We start from the raw sequence: 15,476 nt of genomic DNA, 5'->3' as shown, positions 1-15,476 counted from the left end.
TTTCTGGTCCTTATATGATTATTTCGGCCTTCTTCTCCAGACTGGTCATCTCGCAAGGTACACTGACATAGAAGGTGCTACCCTTGCCTGGCGCTGTTTGCAGTTCTATCGTTCCCCCCATCTGTTGCAGAAGTTCCTTGACGATGGGCAGATCGAGCCCTGTACCAGGATGCCCGTGCTCCGTTTCTCGCTCAAAGCGATTGAAGAGCCGTTCTTTAGCCTCGGCAGTAAAACCTGTGCCAGTATCCTCGATGGTAATCATCAGCTCACCATGGCGGTATTCGCATTTAGCCCTTACTCTTCCTTCGTGAGTCGTATAGAGCGCATTGGCACAGAGCTTTTGGACGACCATCCCGAGATTCTGTTGGTCTATGATGACGTTCAGGTGGTTATAGGGATTATCCACGCTGACCTTTACCTCGGGAGATAGGGCGCTCCATCCCATATAGCACCAGCCTTCGAACAGTGGCACGAAATCACATTCCTGATAATTAAGCTCAATCATATGAGCATCCAGCCGTGATATGAACAGGATATCATCGATCAGCCGTAACAGCACGTTGGTATTCTTCCTGATCTCTTCTGCAAAGATAGGCTCATCCTCGATGCTATGCTCATTGTTGTAAAGTTCCGCGAAGCCGAGAACGGCATTCAATGGCGTCCTTAACTCATAGCTCATATTGAGCAGAAAGGTGTTCTTCAGTTGCTCGGCATCCTGTGCCTTGGCCGTTTCCTCCTGCAGTTGCAGTTCTGTATAGGTGATCTCTGTCTCGTTACGACACATGCCGAAATAATGGGTTACGTGTCCGTCGGCATCAAAGATTGGCATGATATGGAAAGACAGATAGATGTCTCTTCCTCGGCTGTCGCGCATGATCGTTGGGAACGTACAAGTGAAAGTCTGCTTCTGCCGTTGGTCCATGCGACGGAAGTAGCCTCTGGCTCTTCGATGGCTGTCCTCTTTGAGCAAAGCGATGGCGCGCAGTTCCGTCAACCGATACTGAGCCTTGCTCAGGTCACTGAAGAGTTCCAGAATATGCGTGTCAGGGTCGTAGCTCATCAGTTGGACATTGCTTACCTTCAACGAGTAGTTGATATTGTCTATATAAGTCTGAATATCTTTGGTCGTCGTCTTCAGCTGTCTGCTCACCTGACGCTCGTGATGGTGTGACTCCACCATCTCCGTGATATTTCGTCCGGCTGTGACGATACCCCTCAGACTGCCGTCCTCGTTGCGGAGGGCTCTCACCGATACCTCATAATAGATCGTGCCTCTTAGCAGAACCTCCGGAACCTTCTCGTCCTCTCTCTTCACCTTGTCGATATTGGTGATGGATGAGCACAGCAGATGATCCAAGTGCTCAATGTCCAGGTCCTTGTAGGCAGGGATGTCGGTAATCTTGATCCTCCTTCTCAGTAGTGAGTCGCGGTCTGATATGCAGAACGTCTCACAGGCCTTATCGTTGATCTCCGTCAGATATCCGTCGGCATCATAGAAGATCATGTCGACCAGCGAGGAGTTGAAGACATTGTGGTAGCGTAGCATCAGTTTCCTGACTTTCTCGCCGTTCTTTTTCTCTTCGGTGATATCGTGCTGGATACCCAGCAAGGCAGTTGGACGATGATGCTTGTCATGGCGCAACACAGACACGTTGACATCGTAGATCCGTTGCTCTGTCTCTGCATCTTTTGGTATAGGTCCTTTGATGAGGAAAGACTCCGACAGGGTCTCGCCAGCCGTCATCGACTTAATCGTGTTCCTGATGGCGCCCACATCACTGGGGTCGTAGTTCTGTGTGAAGTCAAAGGGGAAGTAGCTGATCTCCTTATTATCGTCGGTATAAACCTTGAATACGTGTTGTGAGATGTCGTATACCCATGTCTGTGTCTTGTTCGAGGCGAGGATCATAGACAATTGGGCATTGATCCGCCTGGCTTCTGCGCCTGCTTCCTGTTCACGGTAGTAATAAAGCCGATTGGCGAAGATCATGACAAAGAGCATGATCAGGAAGATGGCTATCAGGTAGGCGAGTGTATGGTGAATATCGAAAGCATCCAGGATTTTTTCAGACTGTGCCCTTGCTGTTATGCCTTCTAGTAAGAAGACGCTGCACATGCTTATCCTGGCGAGATATATGTGAATACGCATATTATTGGCTGGTCTTGTAGTAATAGCTGCAAAGATAATATAATCTGATTGAAAAAAAGAATATTTATATAAAAAAAAGCACAATTTGCCTAGCAAAGGGGCAAATTGTGCTCAAATCTTTGATATATAAAGGCTAAAGTGGGTATTCCTCAAAAGCGTAGAGAACGGTCGACAGGTATCTCTCACCCGTGTCGGGGAGCAAGGTGACAATGGTCTTATCCTTGTTTTCTGGGCGTTTGGCGATTTCCGAGGCGGCATAGGCGGCGGCTCCGGAAGAGATGCCTACCAGCAGACCGTCGTATTTGGCCAGCTCACGACCAGCGCGGATGGCATCGTCGTTCTCTACATCGAACACCTCGTCGATCAGTGTGCCGTTGTAGGTCTTGGGGATGAAGCCGGCACCGATACCCTGGATCTTATGAGGACCGCTCTGGCCGCCGTTCAGCACAGGCGACGACTTAGGCTCTACGGCGATCACCTTGATGTTCGGATTCTGCTCCTTGAGATATTTCGCGATACCAGAGACTGTGCCGCCAGTACCTACACCAGCAACGAAGATGTCCACCTTTCCGTCAGTCTGTGCCCATACCTCCGGACCCGTCGTGGCGTAGTGCTTGGCGGGGTTAGCTGGATTCTCGAACTGCTGCAGGATGATGCTTCCGGGTATCGAGTCGCGCAACTCCTCTGCGGCCTTGATGGCACCAGGCATACCGTCCTTGCCACTGGTCAGACGTACCTCAGCCCCGTAGGCTTTTACCAGGTTTCTGCGCTCGATGCTCATGGTCTCAGGCATGGTCAGAATCAGCTTATAACCTTTCACAGCCGCTACCAATGCCAGTCCTACACCCGTGTTTCCGCTGGTAGGCTCGATGATGGTAGCCCCAGGCTTCAGCAGTCCCTTCTGTTCTGCATCTTCGATCATCGCCAGTGCGATGCGGTCTTTTACACTACCACCAGGATTGAAGTACTCAATCTTAGCGATGACAGGATTCTTGAGTCCCTTGGCCTCTGAGAACTTCGTGAGCTCCAGCAGAGGGGTGTTGCCGATCAGATCGGTCAGTTTCTTTGCGATTTTAGCCATATTCTTAACTGTATTGGTTTATTATTCTGGTGCAAAGGTACGACGAAAAATCGTTCTCTGTAATAGCACAAGTGGGTTAAATCATATACCACAATGATGGTATTTCGTTGTTCTGGCACTTTCCACCTATTTATATAATAGCGAAAATGATGATAAAAAGTGTAAAACGCTTGGAGATATCGGGGAAAAAGCATATCTTTGTCAACAGAAAAACTAGAACGTATTAAGATTATGTTAGATGTAAAAGAAACTTTGAAGTCGAGTGAGGAGAGGATGGAGATGGCCGCCATGTACCTCGAGGAAGAGTTGAATCGTATCCGCGCTGGTCGTGCCAATGTCGCCATTCTCGACGCCGTTCGTGTGGAGGTTTATGGCAGTAGGGTGCCCCTGAATCAGGTGGCAAACGTCAGCGTGCCCGATGCGCGTACCATCGCCATCAAGCCTTGGGACCGTAAGGAGATCCGTAACATCGAGAAAGCCATCATGGACTCCGATGTGGGTATCACGCCCGAGAATAACGGCGAGGTGATACGCCTGAACATCCCCGTTCCTACAGAGGAGCGTCGTCGAGAGCTGGCCAAGCAGTGTAATAAGATTGCTGAGAAGGCCAAGGTGGAGGTTCGTAATGTGCGTGCCGACATCAAGGATAAGCTGAAGAAAGCGGTAAAGGACGGTCTTTCTGAAGACAATGAGAAAGACGCAGAGCAGGAACTCCAGAAGATCCACGATAAGTACATTAAGAGGATTGACGAGCTGATTGCCGCTAAGAACAAGGAGATCATGACGGTGTAGGATGAAAGGCCTCGTCGTCAAGAATACCGGAAGCTGGTACACCGTCCGCACAGACGACGGACAGCTGATCGAGAGTAAGATAAAGGGTAATTTCCGACTCAAGGGCATTCGTAGCACTAACCCTGTGGCGGTGGGCGACCATGTGGAGTTGGTACCCAACCAAGAAGGTACGGCGTTCATCACATCGATTGATGATCGCCGTAACTATATTATCCGGAAATCCCAGAACCTCTCCAAGCAGAGTCATATCATCGCGGCAAATGTCGACCAGGCGTTCCTGGTTGTCACGGTGAACCGTCCCCAGACGTCCACGACATTTATCGACCGTTTCCTTGCCTCGGCTGAGGCCTATCGTGTTCCCGTCATGCTGGTCTTCAATAAGACCGACCTGTTGGATGCCGACGAGCGGCGCTATCAGGAGATGATGATCGCGCTGTATGAGAATGTGGGCTACCAGTGCTTCGCCATCTCGGCCGAGACGGGCGAGGGCGTGGAGGCTTTGCGGCCCCTGCTCGACGGAAAGATCACCCTGCTCAGTGGCAACAGCGGTGTGGGCAAGTCGACCCTGATCAACCGTCTGGTCCCTGGCGTCTGTCTGCGTACGGCAGAGATCAGCGATGCCCATAATACTGGTCAGCACACAACCACCTTCTCTGAGATGATCTCGTTAGACGACCAGAAGCCGTCTTATCTGATCGACACTCCAGGCATCAAGGGCTTCGGCACGTTTGACATGGAGCCTGAGGAGCTGACGAGCTATTTCAAGGAGATCTTCCGTTTCTCGAAGGAGTGCCGCTTCTCGAACTGCACCCACACCCATGAGCCAGGCTGTGCTGTTCTTCAGGCCCTCGAGAACCATTACATCGCCCAGAGCCGTTATCAGAGTTACCTCTCTATGCTGAACGACAAAGAAGAAGGCAAATATCGCGAGGCCTATTAAGTCTCGCGATATTTGTTTTCTCATTATCTTGTCTTGACCACCTTTCTTCCGTTGACGATATAGATACCCCTCGGCAGTCCGTCGAGAGAGGTCGTACCTGTACGCACCTTCCTGCCGCTCAGGTCGTAGATGCCCTGCGGGTACGTCGCATCGCTCCTGAGTGTGCTGATGCCTGTCTGCCCAGGTACGATGGCAGCCGTGATCGTCAGACTGTTACATGCCGGCATCACCATCGACAGTTTCTCGCCTGCCACGAACTCCTCCGTCACCGAGCTACCCACGACCTTCATGATACGCCAGCCGCTGATCATCTGGCCTTCGCCCTCCTCGCCCTCGAGCGAGATCACCCTGTCGGCATAGAACCGTCCGTTGAACACCTCCTTCGACAGGCGCACACCATTGAACGAGAGCCGGATGTCCTGCGTCGCCTCCCCGTCTTTGTTGATGATCAGGGGGATGGCATTACCCAGATGATAGAAGTTGCCGAGCTGCGTGTAGAACTCGTTCGTGCGTTTTTCCAGCCAGTTACGGGCATGAGTCAGTTCGTCATTGTACACAGGCCACCACTGGTTGATCAGCTTCCGGTGGTTAGGATACTCGTACCTGATCTTTTCGTACATCGGATCCCAGATGGCCCGTATTCCCTTCTCGTTCATGAAGTCGCCCATATAGATGGCACAGCGGTCGATGAACTCCCGACGGAAGTCCGAGTCTTCCATCAGCTGACGGAACAGCAGCGTGGATTTCTCACTGTTGGCACCCCAGTTATGGGCATAGTCGTAGTGGGGGGTATACAACCATTCCAGAATCTTGTAGCCCACCTTCTCGTCGTACAGTCCCAGCGTGAAGTCGGCATCCTTGGCAATCCAGCGCCAGCGCCCACCTTCGGCCCTAGGTCGCCACATGATGATGTTATTGCCAGGAAAGTCGAGATTGTTGAAGTACAGGTTCATGGCCATCAGGTTGATGAACTCTTGACAGTCCATCCACTGCTCGTATTCCTCCATCGTATGTCCATCCTGCGAGTAGAAAGCCTTGAACTGGTTGTAGTTCTCCCACGAGCCCTCCTTCAGGTCGCTCCAGTTCTCTATGAGGTCGATATCCTCCAGACCGTCATGGTTCGTGTACACATTATCCTCGTTGCCCCGTTCACGGATGTTCAGTATGCCGTGGTAGTTGCCGTTGATATAGACGATGGCGGGCTGCCACGCCTGCCAGTCCAGGTCGGCATGCTCGGCCATGGTACGCTGTACGATGGCATCCCGCATATACAGGTAGTCGAAGTCGTTGCCGGCATTCCGGAGCACGAGCGACTTATAGTCAGTCATGCCAGGGCGCTGATCCGGGAAGAACTCATGCTCGAACCGTTTCGTGCCAAACCGCTTGTGGGCGTAGATCGCCATCGATTTCTTGGCGGCGCTGCGCGTGGCCCCTCCAGCGACCCTTGTCTCGCACAACTGGTTCAGTCGACTTGGTGTGTTCCCCTCCGTGAAGTACTCGATGTTGATAGGTCGCCGCCAGTTCTTCCTGTTCTCGCTGGAGTTATTGGCGAAGATGCCCATATACGAGCCGTCCAGGTACCTGCTGTTGGTGACTATCGAGACCACAGGCAGTGTCAGTCGTCGTGTAAAGAAGAGGTACGAGTGGGTGGTCGAGCGTGGCGACAGCCATCCGTCACAGAACAGTCTGGCCCGTATCACCTTGTTGTCGTTGATGTCTATCGGTGCCACATATCTTGTGCTTGTCGTGTCAGGCTCCGTCCCGTCAGTGGTATAGCAGATGATCGTCCCTTCAGGCGACCCCTCCGGCACTGTCAGGGTGAGCTGTACCTGTTGCTGACTCGTAAACACCTGTCCCGCCCTGCTGAACACAGGCTGCCCGAGGATATGGTCGTGGGCACAGACCCTGCCGCAGTTGGCCGCCTCAGGGCTAGGGGTGAGCTGGTAGCCCCACTCCTCGCCACCGTCGTCCTTCCGTCCGTAGGCGATGCCAGGAGCCGGCTGCTTCTTCAGTCCGCTCACCTGGTCCACCACCTGTCCGTCCTTGAACAGGTACACCTCGCCGTTCTTCCCCGACTCCAGTCGGAAGTTGGTGTGCAGCTTCTGTCCCTCCTTGTCGCAGTAGATGACCACATGCTGCTTCGCTTCGACCACCTTGTCGGGCAACTGGTAGGCCTGTTGCGGGCGACTGGTAATCCCTATCTTGTAGTCTTTCAGGTTCACGGCCACCGAGTCAGGGTTATACACCTCGACCCAAGAGTCGGGAAACTCTCTCAGATCGTCCATGATACCGTCGATGTTCGACTGCATCAGTTCGTTGATCACCAAGTGGCCGTGCTGTTCTTGTGCCCATGATGTCTGGGCAGTCAGTGTCAGTGCGATAGCGAAAAGATGTTTTATACAGTGCATTTAGGTTCGTCGTTAAATAGCGGCACAAAGGTACAACTTTTCTTTCAGAAGAATGAAGGATAAAGGAAAAGATTTTGTATCTTTGCAGGCAAAAATTTACAGGAAACGAACTATGATGAAATTATCTTTTCTCACGATGGTAGCTGTTGGCGTCTTCTGCACAGCCCCCGTCTATGGCCAGACCAAGAGCGAGATCCGTCAGTTTAATCTGGCAGGCCCCTATGCCGTGTCACAACCCGTAGTCCTCGACACCGTCGATGTGCAGGGGAAAGCGTTCGCCGAGTCGTCATGGCTCAGTGCGCTCTCACTGACGTCGCCCACTGACAAGACCTTTTCAGGCGCTGTCCTCCCGTCTCTGACCGACAGCAAGAGTGTCGGCCTACTTACGTTCTACGTGAACAACACCGACTATCTGAAAGGAAAGATCGAGGTGAAAGGGCCCCGCAACCACCAGCTGTTCATCGACGGTGCCGAGGCCTCAGGCGACCTGAGCCTGTCTCCCGAGCATCATACCTTCGCCATCAGATACCTGGTCGAGCCCAACGATACCGACTCTATCCGTGTGTCGATCGATGCCAATATCCCTGTCGTCGCTACCCTCGACAAGAGCCACCCCTATATGTCGCACGACCTCTTCGACGGAAAGCGTGTGCGCGACATGCGCCTCTCGGCCGATGGTGCCTATGTTATGGTGGCCTACCAGACCGCCGACCGTGGCGGCACGTCGCGCTGGAGTTATGAGCTGCGCGACACCAAGACAGGGCGCCTGCTCTCCATGCTCCCCCATAGTGTCAGATGGATGCCCCGTACGGTAGCCTGGCTCGAGGAGCGCAAGGAGAATGGCCAGCGCAACCTCTATCAGGTGGATCCCCTCACGGGTTGTCAGAGTCGTTTCGCCAGCGATATCCCTGAGGGCGACTTCACCGTTAGTCCGACGGAGGACTATCTCATTCTCTCCGTGAAGGAAGAAGGTCCCAAGGAAGACCCTGGCGTGTTCGAGGTGCTTGAGATGGACGACCGTCAGCCAGGCTGGCGCGATCGCACCTACCTGAGCCGTTACGACCTCGCCACAGGCATCTCCCAGCGTGTCACCTTCGGTCATAAGACCACCAGTCTGCAGGACATCTCAGCCGACGGTACGAAGCTGTTGGTCGGTGCGGCCTATACCCGTCTGAGCCGCCGCCCCACCGAGGTGTGCGACGTCATGGTGGTGGATGCCAAGACCCTCGCTGCCGACACCCTCTTCGTCAACGAGGGCTTTATCGGCAGCGGCTGCTTCTCTCCCGATGGCTCCCAGATCCTCTTCTCTGGCACACCCGAGGCCTTCGACCGCATCGGCTGTCAGTTGCCCGACAGTGTCACGCCGAGCATGACGGAGAACGAGTTCTTCCTCTACGATATCGCCACTAAGAAGATAACCCCCCTGACGAAGGATTTCGACCCCTCAGTGGGGACTGCCACCTGGTCGAAGCACGACGGCCAGATCTATTTCACGGCCGAGGACCGCGACTATGTCAACCTGTTCGCACTGAACCCCAAGAGCGGTGCCATCCGTCAGCTTCCCATCTCCGGCGATGACACCTATCGTTTCGACATGGCCGAGCATGCTCCCATGATCGCTTACCTGTCGTATAAGACCATGGAGCCCGCCTCTGGCTATGTCATGAACCTGAAGACGAAGAAGAACCACACCATGTTCGACGGACGGACGGCCCTGGGCGATGCCCAGGTGGGCACCTGTCAGGACTGGGACTTCGTGAACTCACGCGGCGACAAGGTCTATGGTCGCCTCTACCTTCCGAAGGATTTCGATGCCACGAAGAAATACCCGATGATTGTCTATTACTATGGTGGCTGCTCACCCGTGTCACGCTACTTCGAGTCGCCTTATGCCCCGCAGTACTGGAACACCCTCGGCTATGTCGCCTATATCCTCCAGCCCAGCGGTGCCACGGGCTTCGGACAGGAGTGGGCCTCACGCCATGTGAACACCGCCGGCCGTGGACCTGCCGAGGACATCATCGAAGGCACCAAGAAGATCTGTGAGACACACCCCTTCATCGACGCCACGAAGATCGGCTGCATGGGTGCCAGCTATGGCGGTTTCATGACCCAGTACCTCCAGACCCAGACCGACCTCTTCGCAGCCGCCGTCAGCCATGCTGGCATCGCCAACCACACCAGCTACTGGGGCGAGGGCTACTGGGGTTATAACTACAGCGAGGTGTCGATGGCCAACAGCTACCCCTGGAGTCATCGTCAGCTCTATGTCGACCAGAGTCCTCTCTTCAATGCCGACAAGATCCACACCCCGTTGCTGTTGCTGCATGGCAATGCCGACACCAATGTGCCCCTGATTGAGAGTCTTCAGATGTTCACGGCTCTGAAGCTCCTTGGCCGCGAGGTAGCCCTCGTCGAGGTCGAAGGCGAGAACCACCATATCCTCGACTATGCTAAGCGCGAGAAGTGGCTTGCCACGCAAATGGCCTGGTTCGCCCGCTGGCTTAAGGGCGACTCCACTTGGTGGAACGCCCTCTATCCCAAGAAGCATCTTTAAGGAATATACGGTCCCTGAGCCTGTCGAAGGGACAATGCCTATCGAAGGGCCCTCACGTGTTTTGTCGTGAAAAAGTGATTGAAAAAACGTTCGCCAGAAGGCACTAACTAGAAAAATAAAGGGGCTTTCTAAGCCCCTTTTTACTTGTTTATAACGTACTTTTGACCTGTTCGGTATGGAGTAGGTGGGTAGTCCGACTACCCCCGTCTCTTTACAGTCAAAGAGTTTATCTCCATGACGGTAAGGAATGGCACTTACGAGAGAAGGAGATAATCCCTATACCCTATAAGAGATTATCTCCTTCACTCGTGAACCCTATCTCCACGACTCATAGACCCTATCTCTTTGAGCGTAAGATCCTACCCCTATTTTGTAGATGCGTAACTTGTTTAATATCAGTTGAATATAAAAGAGGCTCAAAACTCGCGTATATGGGTCTCATTCTTGTGGTCTTGATCTCCGTGCGAGTTATGAGCGTCCATTTGTCAAGATATATGGGGCTTGTCGAAGCAACGTGGGGTTACGACTTGGACCTGAGGATCAGGAAAGGGAAGATGAGGGAGATGGCGACCATGATGCCTACCACGATGAGGATGGGCATGACATTTGGACCACCATGACGGACGGATGCCAGTGAGGTCCAACCGATGGCGAACGAGAGGACTGGGGACATCAGGCCTAAGAGGCGCAGCATACGGGTGACCAGCAATACTTGTCGCGGGGTCTCGATCTTCAGCGACGTGCCTTTCTGGGGATGGTAGGCACCGATCATCAGTCCGACACCCATCAGTGACATGATGATGCAGATGACCAGGATGATGTACTTAGAGCCGTGGGCATCGGCCTTGCCTGACGGACCGAAATGGGTGGGCACGATGTCGGGGGTCTGTCTGAGGAAATAGATAAGCAGGGCCCACACGATGATGAGCAGCACGACGAACGTCAGTTCGAAGACGGTACCCTCGAGGGTTCTGCCGACTCGGATCCTCTCAGAGGTGGTGTTATTTGTGTGTTGACCTCTCAGGAAGAGGGTAAGTAATTTATTCATGTTCATGGTTTTCCGGGTTTGTTGGTTTCTTCTTAGGTAGGCGCTTGGCCTTGCGCAGGGCCTCGGTGATGATCCACTGCAGTTGGCCGTTGGTGCTGCGGAACTCGTCCGCAGCCCAGGCCTCTATCGCGTCCATCGTGTCGGCATCGACACGTAGGATAAAGCTCTTCGTGGATTTCTTCTTCTCCCCCATAAAGTTCAAAGATCAATGATTCAACGTTCCCGTGTTCACGACCGGCTGAGCGGCATCGTCGCCACAGAGCACCACGAGCAGGTTGCTGACCATGGCAGCCTTCTTGTCGTCGTCGAGGTCGACGATAGCCTCGTTGGAGAGTTTGTCGAGCGCCATCTTCACCATCGAGACAGCACCCTCGACGATCTTCTCACGGGCGGTGATGATGGCCGACGCCTGTTGGCGGCGCAGCATCACGGCAGCGATCTCAGGGGCATAGGCCAGGTAGTTGATACGTGCCTCGACCACCTCGATGCCGGCAAGGGCCAGGCGTTCGTCGAGTTTCTGCTCCAGTTGCTCGTTCACCTCGTTGGCACTCGAGCGCAACGTGGGCTCGCCGATCTTCGTGTCCTCGTCGTCGTAGGCATACTGGCCCGCCACCTGGCGCAGGGCAGCGTCGCTCTGCACACGTACGAAGTTCTCGAGGGCGTTCATCAGTCCCTTGGTGTCTGAGCCGACGGTGTTGGGGTTCGAGGCCATCGTCTGCGAGTCGACCTCGAAGAGGGCCTTGTAGGTGTCTTTCAGCTTCCATACGAGCACTAGACCGATCATGACGGGGTTGCCCGTCTTGTCGTTGACCTTGATGGGCTCGGCGTCGAGGTTACGAGCGCGGAGCGACACCTTCTTCGTGCCGTAGAAGGGGTTGATCCAGAAGAAACCCGTCTGTGCGAACGTGCCGCTGTACTTGCCGAACCAAGTGGTCACCTTGGCCTCGTTGGGTTCCAGCATCAGGAAGCCGAACCACATGATGAGGCTGATGATGAGCAGGATGATGCTGCTGACAAGCATCCAACCGCCTGTGGCACCGCTGGTGCTGTCGAGCAGGATGATGCCACGGACGATACCTATGATTGACAGGACTGTGATGGCGATGTTGGCGAAAAGCATCAGGAAACCGTTCTGTACGCTTCCTTTGAAAGTAAACTCTTTTTGATCCATAATTCTATGCGTTTAGTTATTTGTTATGTGATATCATTTTAATATCGCAAAGATATGTATTGTTTTTGAATGGACAATGGATTTCTTGTGTTTTTTAACAAGAATTACGAAAAAAGTTCGTACCTTTGCCACCATGAATATCAACGAACTGGAAGGTAAGCGGATAGCGGTGCTGCTCTCGGGCGGCGTGGACAGCAGTGTGGTGGTGTACGAGTTCGCACGACTCGGACTGCATCCCGACTGCTTCTATATCAAGATAGGTCCGGAGGAGGAAGAGGAATGGGACTGTTCCAGTGAGGAGGACCTGGAGATGGCCACGGCCGTGGCGCATAAGTACGGCTGTAAGCTGGAGGTGATAGACTGTCACCGTGAGTATTGGGACCAGGTGACGAGATACACGATGGACAAGGTGAGGGCCGGACTGACCCCCAACCCGGATGTGATGTGCAACAGACTGATTAAGTTCGGTGCCTTCGAGGAGAAGCGCGGACACGACTACGATCTCTTTGCCACGGGCCACTATGCGCAGACGGAGATAGACGATGAGGGACGGAAATGGCTGGTGACCAGTCCGGATCCGGTGAAGGACCAGACGGACTTCCTGGCGCAGATATACGACTGGCAACTGAGGAAGGCGCTCTTTCCCATCGGTCATTATGTGAAGGACGAGGTGCGCCAGATAGCCGAACGCGAGCATCTGGTCAATGCCAAGCGTAAGGACTCGCAGGGGATATGCTTCTTAGGGAAGATCAACTACAACGACTATATACGGCGCTACCTGGGTGAGAACCCTGGCGACGTGATAGAGCTGGAGACAGGCAGGCGTATCGGCGAGCACAAGGGTCTGTGGTTCCATACCATCGGTCAGCGCAAGGGTATGGGATTCGGCGGCGGACCGTGGTTCGTGGTCAAGAAGGATGTGGAGAGGAACATCCTCTACGTGTCTCATGGCTACGACCCCGAGACAGCTTATAAGCAGGACTTCCCCATCCATGACTTCCATGCACTGACACGACCGTTGGACGAGGTGTTCGGTGCGCAGACAACGGGGGCGGCGATCACGTTCAAGATCCGGCATACGCCTGGCTATCTGGCGGCGACACTGGAGCAGACGGGCGCTGGCAGCTATATCGTGCATGCCAAGGAACGGATACACGGGGTGGCCCCGGGACAGTTCTGTGTGGTCTACGATGAGCATCACCACCGTTGCTTAGGCTCTGGGGAGATAACCATCTGAGAATAAAACATCCCGCTCAGCGTTGCTGGCGGGATGTTTGTTTTGATGGCTTTGTGTTATTTCCTGACTTTATTCCTTGGCTTTATTTCCTGGCGAAGCTGCCGAAGTAGTCGAGACAGGTCTTCTGCCATTCACGGGCATTATCCAACTGGTGCTGCAGGCGCTCGTCGACCTCCTGCCAGCGCTGCTCGTCGATAGTCGGCTTGCTGTTGTGCCAGATATCGATGAAGCTCTCCACCTCTTTGACTCCACGGCCGTAACGGTAGGTCAGCTCGTCGATGAGGGTGCGGCCGCTGTTGGTGCGGTAGGTCCATGGCACATGATGGAACCAGAGCAGGTAGCGCTCAGGACAGGTGGTCAGGTCGTCGTAGAGCGAGCAGTAGGGCTCACGGTACTGCGAGGTGGCATCGGTGCCGGTATGACTGCGGTCGAAACCGATGCCTGCGGAGTCGGCCTGATGGTAGTACACGGGGCACCACTCGAGGGGGTAGTGGGCGATGTAGCCGTCGGGCTCGGGACCGTAGTGGTGGTCGAACTTGAAGATATGGTGCAGACCCAAGGGCATCATGTAGTCGACGCAGGCCTCACGACTGCGTAGCATCATGCTGAGCAACGGGGTGCGGTGACTGTCGTCGATATCGAACGTGGCGGAGAGCCATTCGTCGGCGATCTGCTCGCTTCTCAGGGCAGGGTCCCAGGCCAGACGACCAAAGGCGTACCAGTTGGCCTGCGAGAAATGATGACCGCACCAGTTCTTGTCTAAGCCGATATTCGCCACACCTGCGACGCCCACCAGACGGGCGGGGGCTACATAGCCGAAGAACTCGCGCCACATCGGGGCGAGGTACACCAGGTGGCGCGACTGTCCGAGATACTCCTGGGTGATCTGCAGCTCGGCCATCTGGGGGGTCTTGTGCATATTGTCGAAGATGGGGGCATAGGGCTCGCGCGGCTGGAAGTCGAGCGGTCCGTTCTTAGACTGGAGGATCACGTTCGAGCGGAACAGTCCGTCGTCGTTGATGAACTCGGAAACGGCTTGCTTCACACGGTCCTCGCCCTTGTGGTTGGCACCATAGACAAACGAGCGCCACATGATGATGCCGCCGTAGGGGGCCACGGCATCGGCCAGCATATTGGCACCCTGGGCATGGGTTCTATGGTAGTCGCCAGGACCAGGCTGACCCTCGGAGTTGGCTTTCACGAGGAAGCCGCCGAAGTCGGGAATCTCACGATAAATCTCCTTGGCCTTGGCTTTCCACCAGGTTTTCACCTTCGCGTTCAGGGGGTCGGCGGTCTTCAGACCGCCTAGGGCCATCGGCGAGGCGAAATTGACGGACAGATAGACCTTGATACCATAGGGGCGCAGGATGGCGGCTATCTCTTTCACCTTATTTATATATAGAGGCGACAGAATTCTTGGGGAGGCATTGACATTGTTGAGCACGGTGCCGTTGATGCCTATCGAGGCGTTGGCTCTGGCATAGGCTCTGACGAGGGCGGCATCGATGGCCTTCGGTTGGTCGCCGTCGAGGTCCCAGAAGATGCTACGACCAGCATAGCCGCGCTCGATCGTGCCGTCGAGGTTGTCCCAGTGGTTCAGGATACGGTACTTGAAGTAGGGCTTCTGATAGCCTTGGGTGGCAGGCTCCCTCAGTAGGGTGTAGGCACCGTACAGCAGGCCTGTCTCGTCCTTGGCGGAGATGGTCGTCCCTTCTATCTTGAAGGCCTCGGCCTCGATGGTGGGATCGATGGCAAGGGTCACCTCGTCGCCTCGGAAATACTTCCGCAGCTCGTCGGCAGCGATACATGCGGGTCCGTTCACTTTTGCTTTGTCGACAGATTGGTAGCGCAGCCACAGTCGACTACCGTCCTCGGCCTGGACTTGGCCCATGACGAGGCAGGTCATGATCAGTAATGTCAGTTTCTTCATATGTATGGCAAAAGTACAATAAAATCTTCAAAAATCATCATCAAAGACCATAAATGATTGATAATTTCCCTGCAATGTCATTTTTTTACGCTAAATTTGCAAGCGAAAACTGTAGCTAAGACAAATATATGACGTGTAAGTTCTTTATCAGAAATGTGTTACT

At 54.2% G+C, this 15,476-nt stretch carries 11 protein-coding genes; 4 read left to right on the top strand and 7 right to left on the bottom strand.

Annotated features, from left to right (window positions below):
* Window positions 1-10 precede the first annotated feature (10 nt).
* Together BLU99_RS08230 and cysK are read right to left on the bottom strand one after the other, a co-directional pair.
* A complete protein-coding gene (locus BLU99_RS08230; RefSeq protein WP_091900947.1) occupies window positions 11-2,149 on the bottom strand; it encodes a sensor histidine kinase in 2,139 nt (712 codons plus the stop codon).
* Between the two features lie 133 nt (window positions 2,150-2,282).
* Complete coding sequence (gene cysK / locus BLU99_RS08225) at window positions 2,283-3,230, bottom strand: cysteine synthase A (RefSeq protein ID WP_091900946.1); 948 nt, start codon at window positions 3,228-3,230, stop codon at window positions 2,283-2,285.
* A gap of 231 nt (window positions 3,231-3,461) precedes the next feature.
* Here cysK and frr point away from each other — a divergent pair, with 231 nt between their 5' ends.
* Window positions 3,462-4,022, top strand: a complete 561-nt coding sequence (frr, locus tag BLU99_RS08220; protein ID WP_091900945.1) for a ribosome recycling factor — start codon at window positions 3,462-3,464, stop codon at window positions 4,020-4,022.
* 1 nt (window position 4,023) lies between these two features.
* Window positions 4,024-4,962, top strand: a complete 939-nt coding sequence (gene rsgA, locus BLU99_RS08215) for a ribosome small subunit-dependent GTPase A (protein ID WP_091900944.1) — start codon at window positions 4,024-4,026, stop codon at window positions 4,960-4,962.
* 23 nt (window positions 4,963-4,985) lie between these two features.
* On the opposite strand, the gene BLU99_RS08210 is transcribed toward rsgA, so the two are convergent.
* Complete coding sequence (locus BLU99_RS08210; protein ID WP_091900943.1) at window positions 4,986-7,370, bottom strand: CotH kinase family protein; 2,385 nt, start codon at window positions 7,368-7,370, stop codon at window positions 4,986-4,988.
* A 112-nt stretch (window positions 7,371-7,482) separates the two neighbouring features.
* On the opposite strand from BLU99_RS08210, the gene BLU99_RS08205 reads away from it, so the two are divergent.
* Window positions 7,483-9,927 (top strand): alpha/beta hydrolase family protein, encoded by a 2,445-nt coding sequence (locus BLU99_RS08205; RefSeq protein ID WP_176771089.1) that lies wholly within the window; start codon window positions 7,483-7,485, stop codon window positions 9,925-9,927.
* A 520-nt stretch (window positions 9,928-10,447) separates the two neighbouring features.
* On the opposite strand, the gene BLU99_RS08200 is transcribed toward BLU99_RS08205, so the two are convergent.
* The 3 genes from BLU99_RS08200 to BLU99_RS08190 are packed head-to-tail and all read right to left on the bottom strand — an operon-like array spanning window position 10,448 to window position 12,146.
* Window positions 10,448-10,975: a DUF1648 domain-containing protein gene (locus BLU99_RS08200; protein ID WP_176771088.1), complete on the bottom strand. Its 528-nt coding sequence runs from the start codon at window positions 10,973-10,975 to the stop codon at window positions 10,448-10,450.
* The gene (locus BLU99_RS08195; protein ID WP_091900940.1) at window positions 10,968-11,168 is read right to left on the bottom strand and encodes a type II toxin-antitoxin system antitoxin; all 201 of its coding nucleotides are present in this window, start codon (window positions 11,166-11,168) and stop codon (window positions 10,968-10,970) included. Before BLU99_RS08195 ends, BLU99_RS08200 begins: the two co-directional genes overlap by 8 nt.
* Window positions 11,169-11,180: 12 nt before the next feature.
* Entirely contained in the window at window positions 11,181-12,146 is a 966-nt protein-coding gene (locus BLU99_RS08190; protein ID WP_091900939.1) for an SPFH domain-containing protein, read from the bottom strand.
* A gap of 133 nt (window positions 12,147-12,279) precedes the next feature.
* Between BLU99_RS08190 and mnmA the strand changes: the two genes are divergently transcribed.
* Window positions 12,280-13,383, top strand: coding sequence for a tRNA 2-thiouridine(34) synthase MnmA (gene mnmA / locus BLU99_RS08185; RefSeq protein ID WP_091900938.1), 1,104 nt, complete (start codon window positions 12,280-12,282; stop codon window positions 13,381-13,383).
* Between the two features lie 82 nt (window positions 13,384-13,465).
* On the opposite strand, the gene BLU99_RS08180 is transcribed toward mnmA, so the two are convergent.
* Window positions 13,466-15,313, bottom strand: coding sequence for an alpha-glucuronidase (locus BLU99_RS08180; RefSeq protein WP_091900937.1), 1,848 nt, complete (start codon window positions 15,311-15,313; stop codon window positions 13,466-13,468).
* Between the last annotated feature and the right edge of the window lie 163 nt (window positions 15,314-15,476).

Origin of the sequence: Prevotella sp. lc2012 (genome assembly GCF_900107065.1) — a bacterium.
Classification (GTDB): domain Bacteria; phylum Bacteroidota; class Bacteroidia; order Bacteroidales; family Bacteroidaceae; genus Prevotella.
The sequence above is the reverse complement of the archived record's forward strand: the minus strand, read 5'-3'. Positions and strand labels throughout refer to the sequence as shown.

Coding starts and splice junctions, on each gene's coding strand:
- BLU99_RS08200 (WP_176771088.1), bottom strand. CDS start 10,975: ATGAATAAATTACTTACCCTCTTCCTGAGAGGTCAACACACAAATAAC.
- BLU99_RS08210 (WP_091900943.1), bottom strand. CDS start 7,370: ATGCACTGTATAAAACATCTTTTCGCTATCGCACTGACACTGACTGCC.
- BLU99_RS08230 (WP_091900947.1), bottom strand. CDS start 2,149: ATGCGTATTCACATATATCTCGCCAGGATAAGCATGTGCAGCGTCTTC.
- frr (WP_091900945.1), top strand. CDS start 3,462: ATGTTAGATGTAAAAGAAACTTTGAAGTCGAGTGAGGAGAGGATGGAG.
- mnmA (WP_091900938.1), top strand. CDS start 12,280: ATGAATATCAACGAACTGGAAGGTAAGCGGATAGCGGTGCTGCTCTCG.
- BLU99_RS08205 (WP_176771089.1), top strand. CDS start 7,483: ATGATGAAATTATCTTTTCTCACGATGGTAGCTGTTGGCGTCTTCTGC.
- cysK (WP_091900946.1), bottom strand. CDS start 3,230: ATGGCTAAAATCGCAAAGAAACTGACCGATCTGATCGGCAACACCCCT.
- rsgA (WP_091900944.1), top strand. CDS start 4,024: ATGAAAGGCCTCGTCGTCAAGAATACCGGAAGCTGGTACACCGTCCGC.
- BLU99_RS08195 (WP_091900940.1), bottom strand. CDS start 11,168: ATGGGGGAGAAGAAGAAATCCACGAAGAGCTTTATCCTACGTGTCGAT.
- BLU99_RS08180 (WP_091900937.1), bottom strand. CDS start 15,313: ATGAAGAAACTGACATTACTGATCATGACCTGCCTCGTCATGGGCCAA.
- BLU99_RS08190 (WP_091900939.1), bottom strand. CDS start 12,146: ATGGATCAAAAAGAGTTTACTTTCAAAGGAAGCGTACAGAACGGTTTC.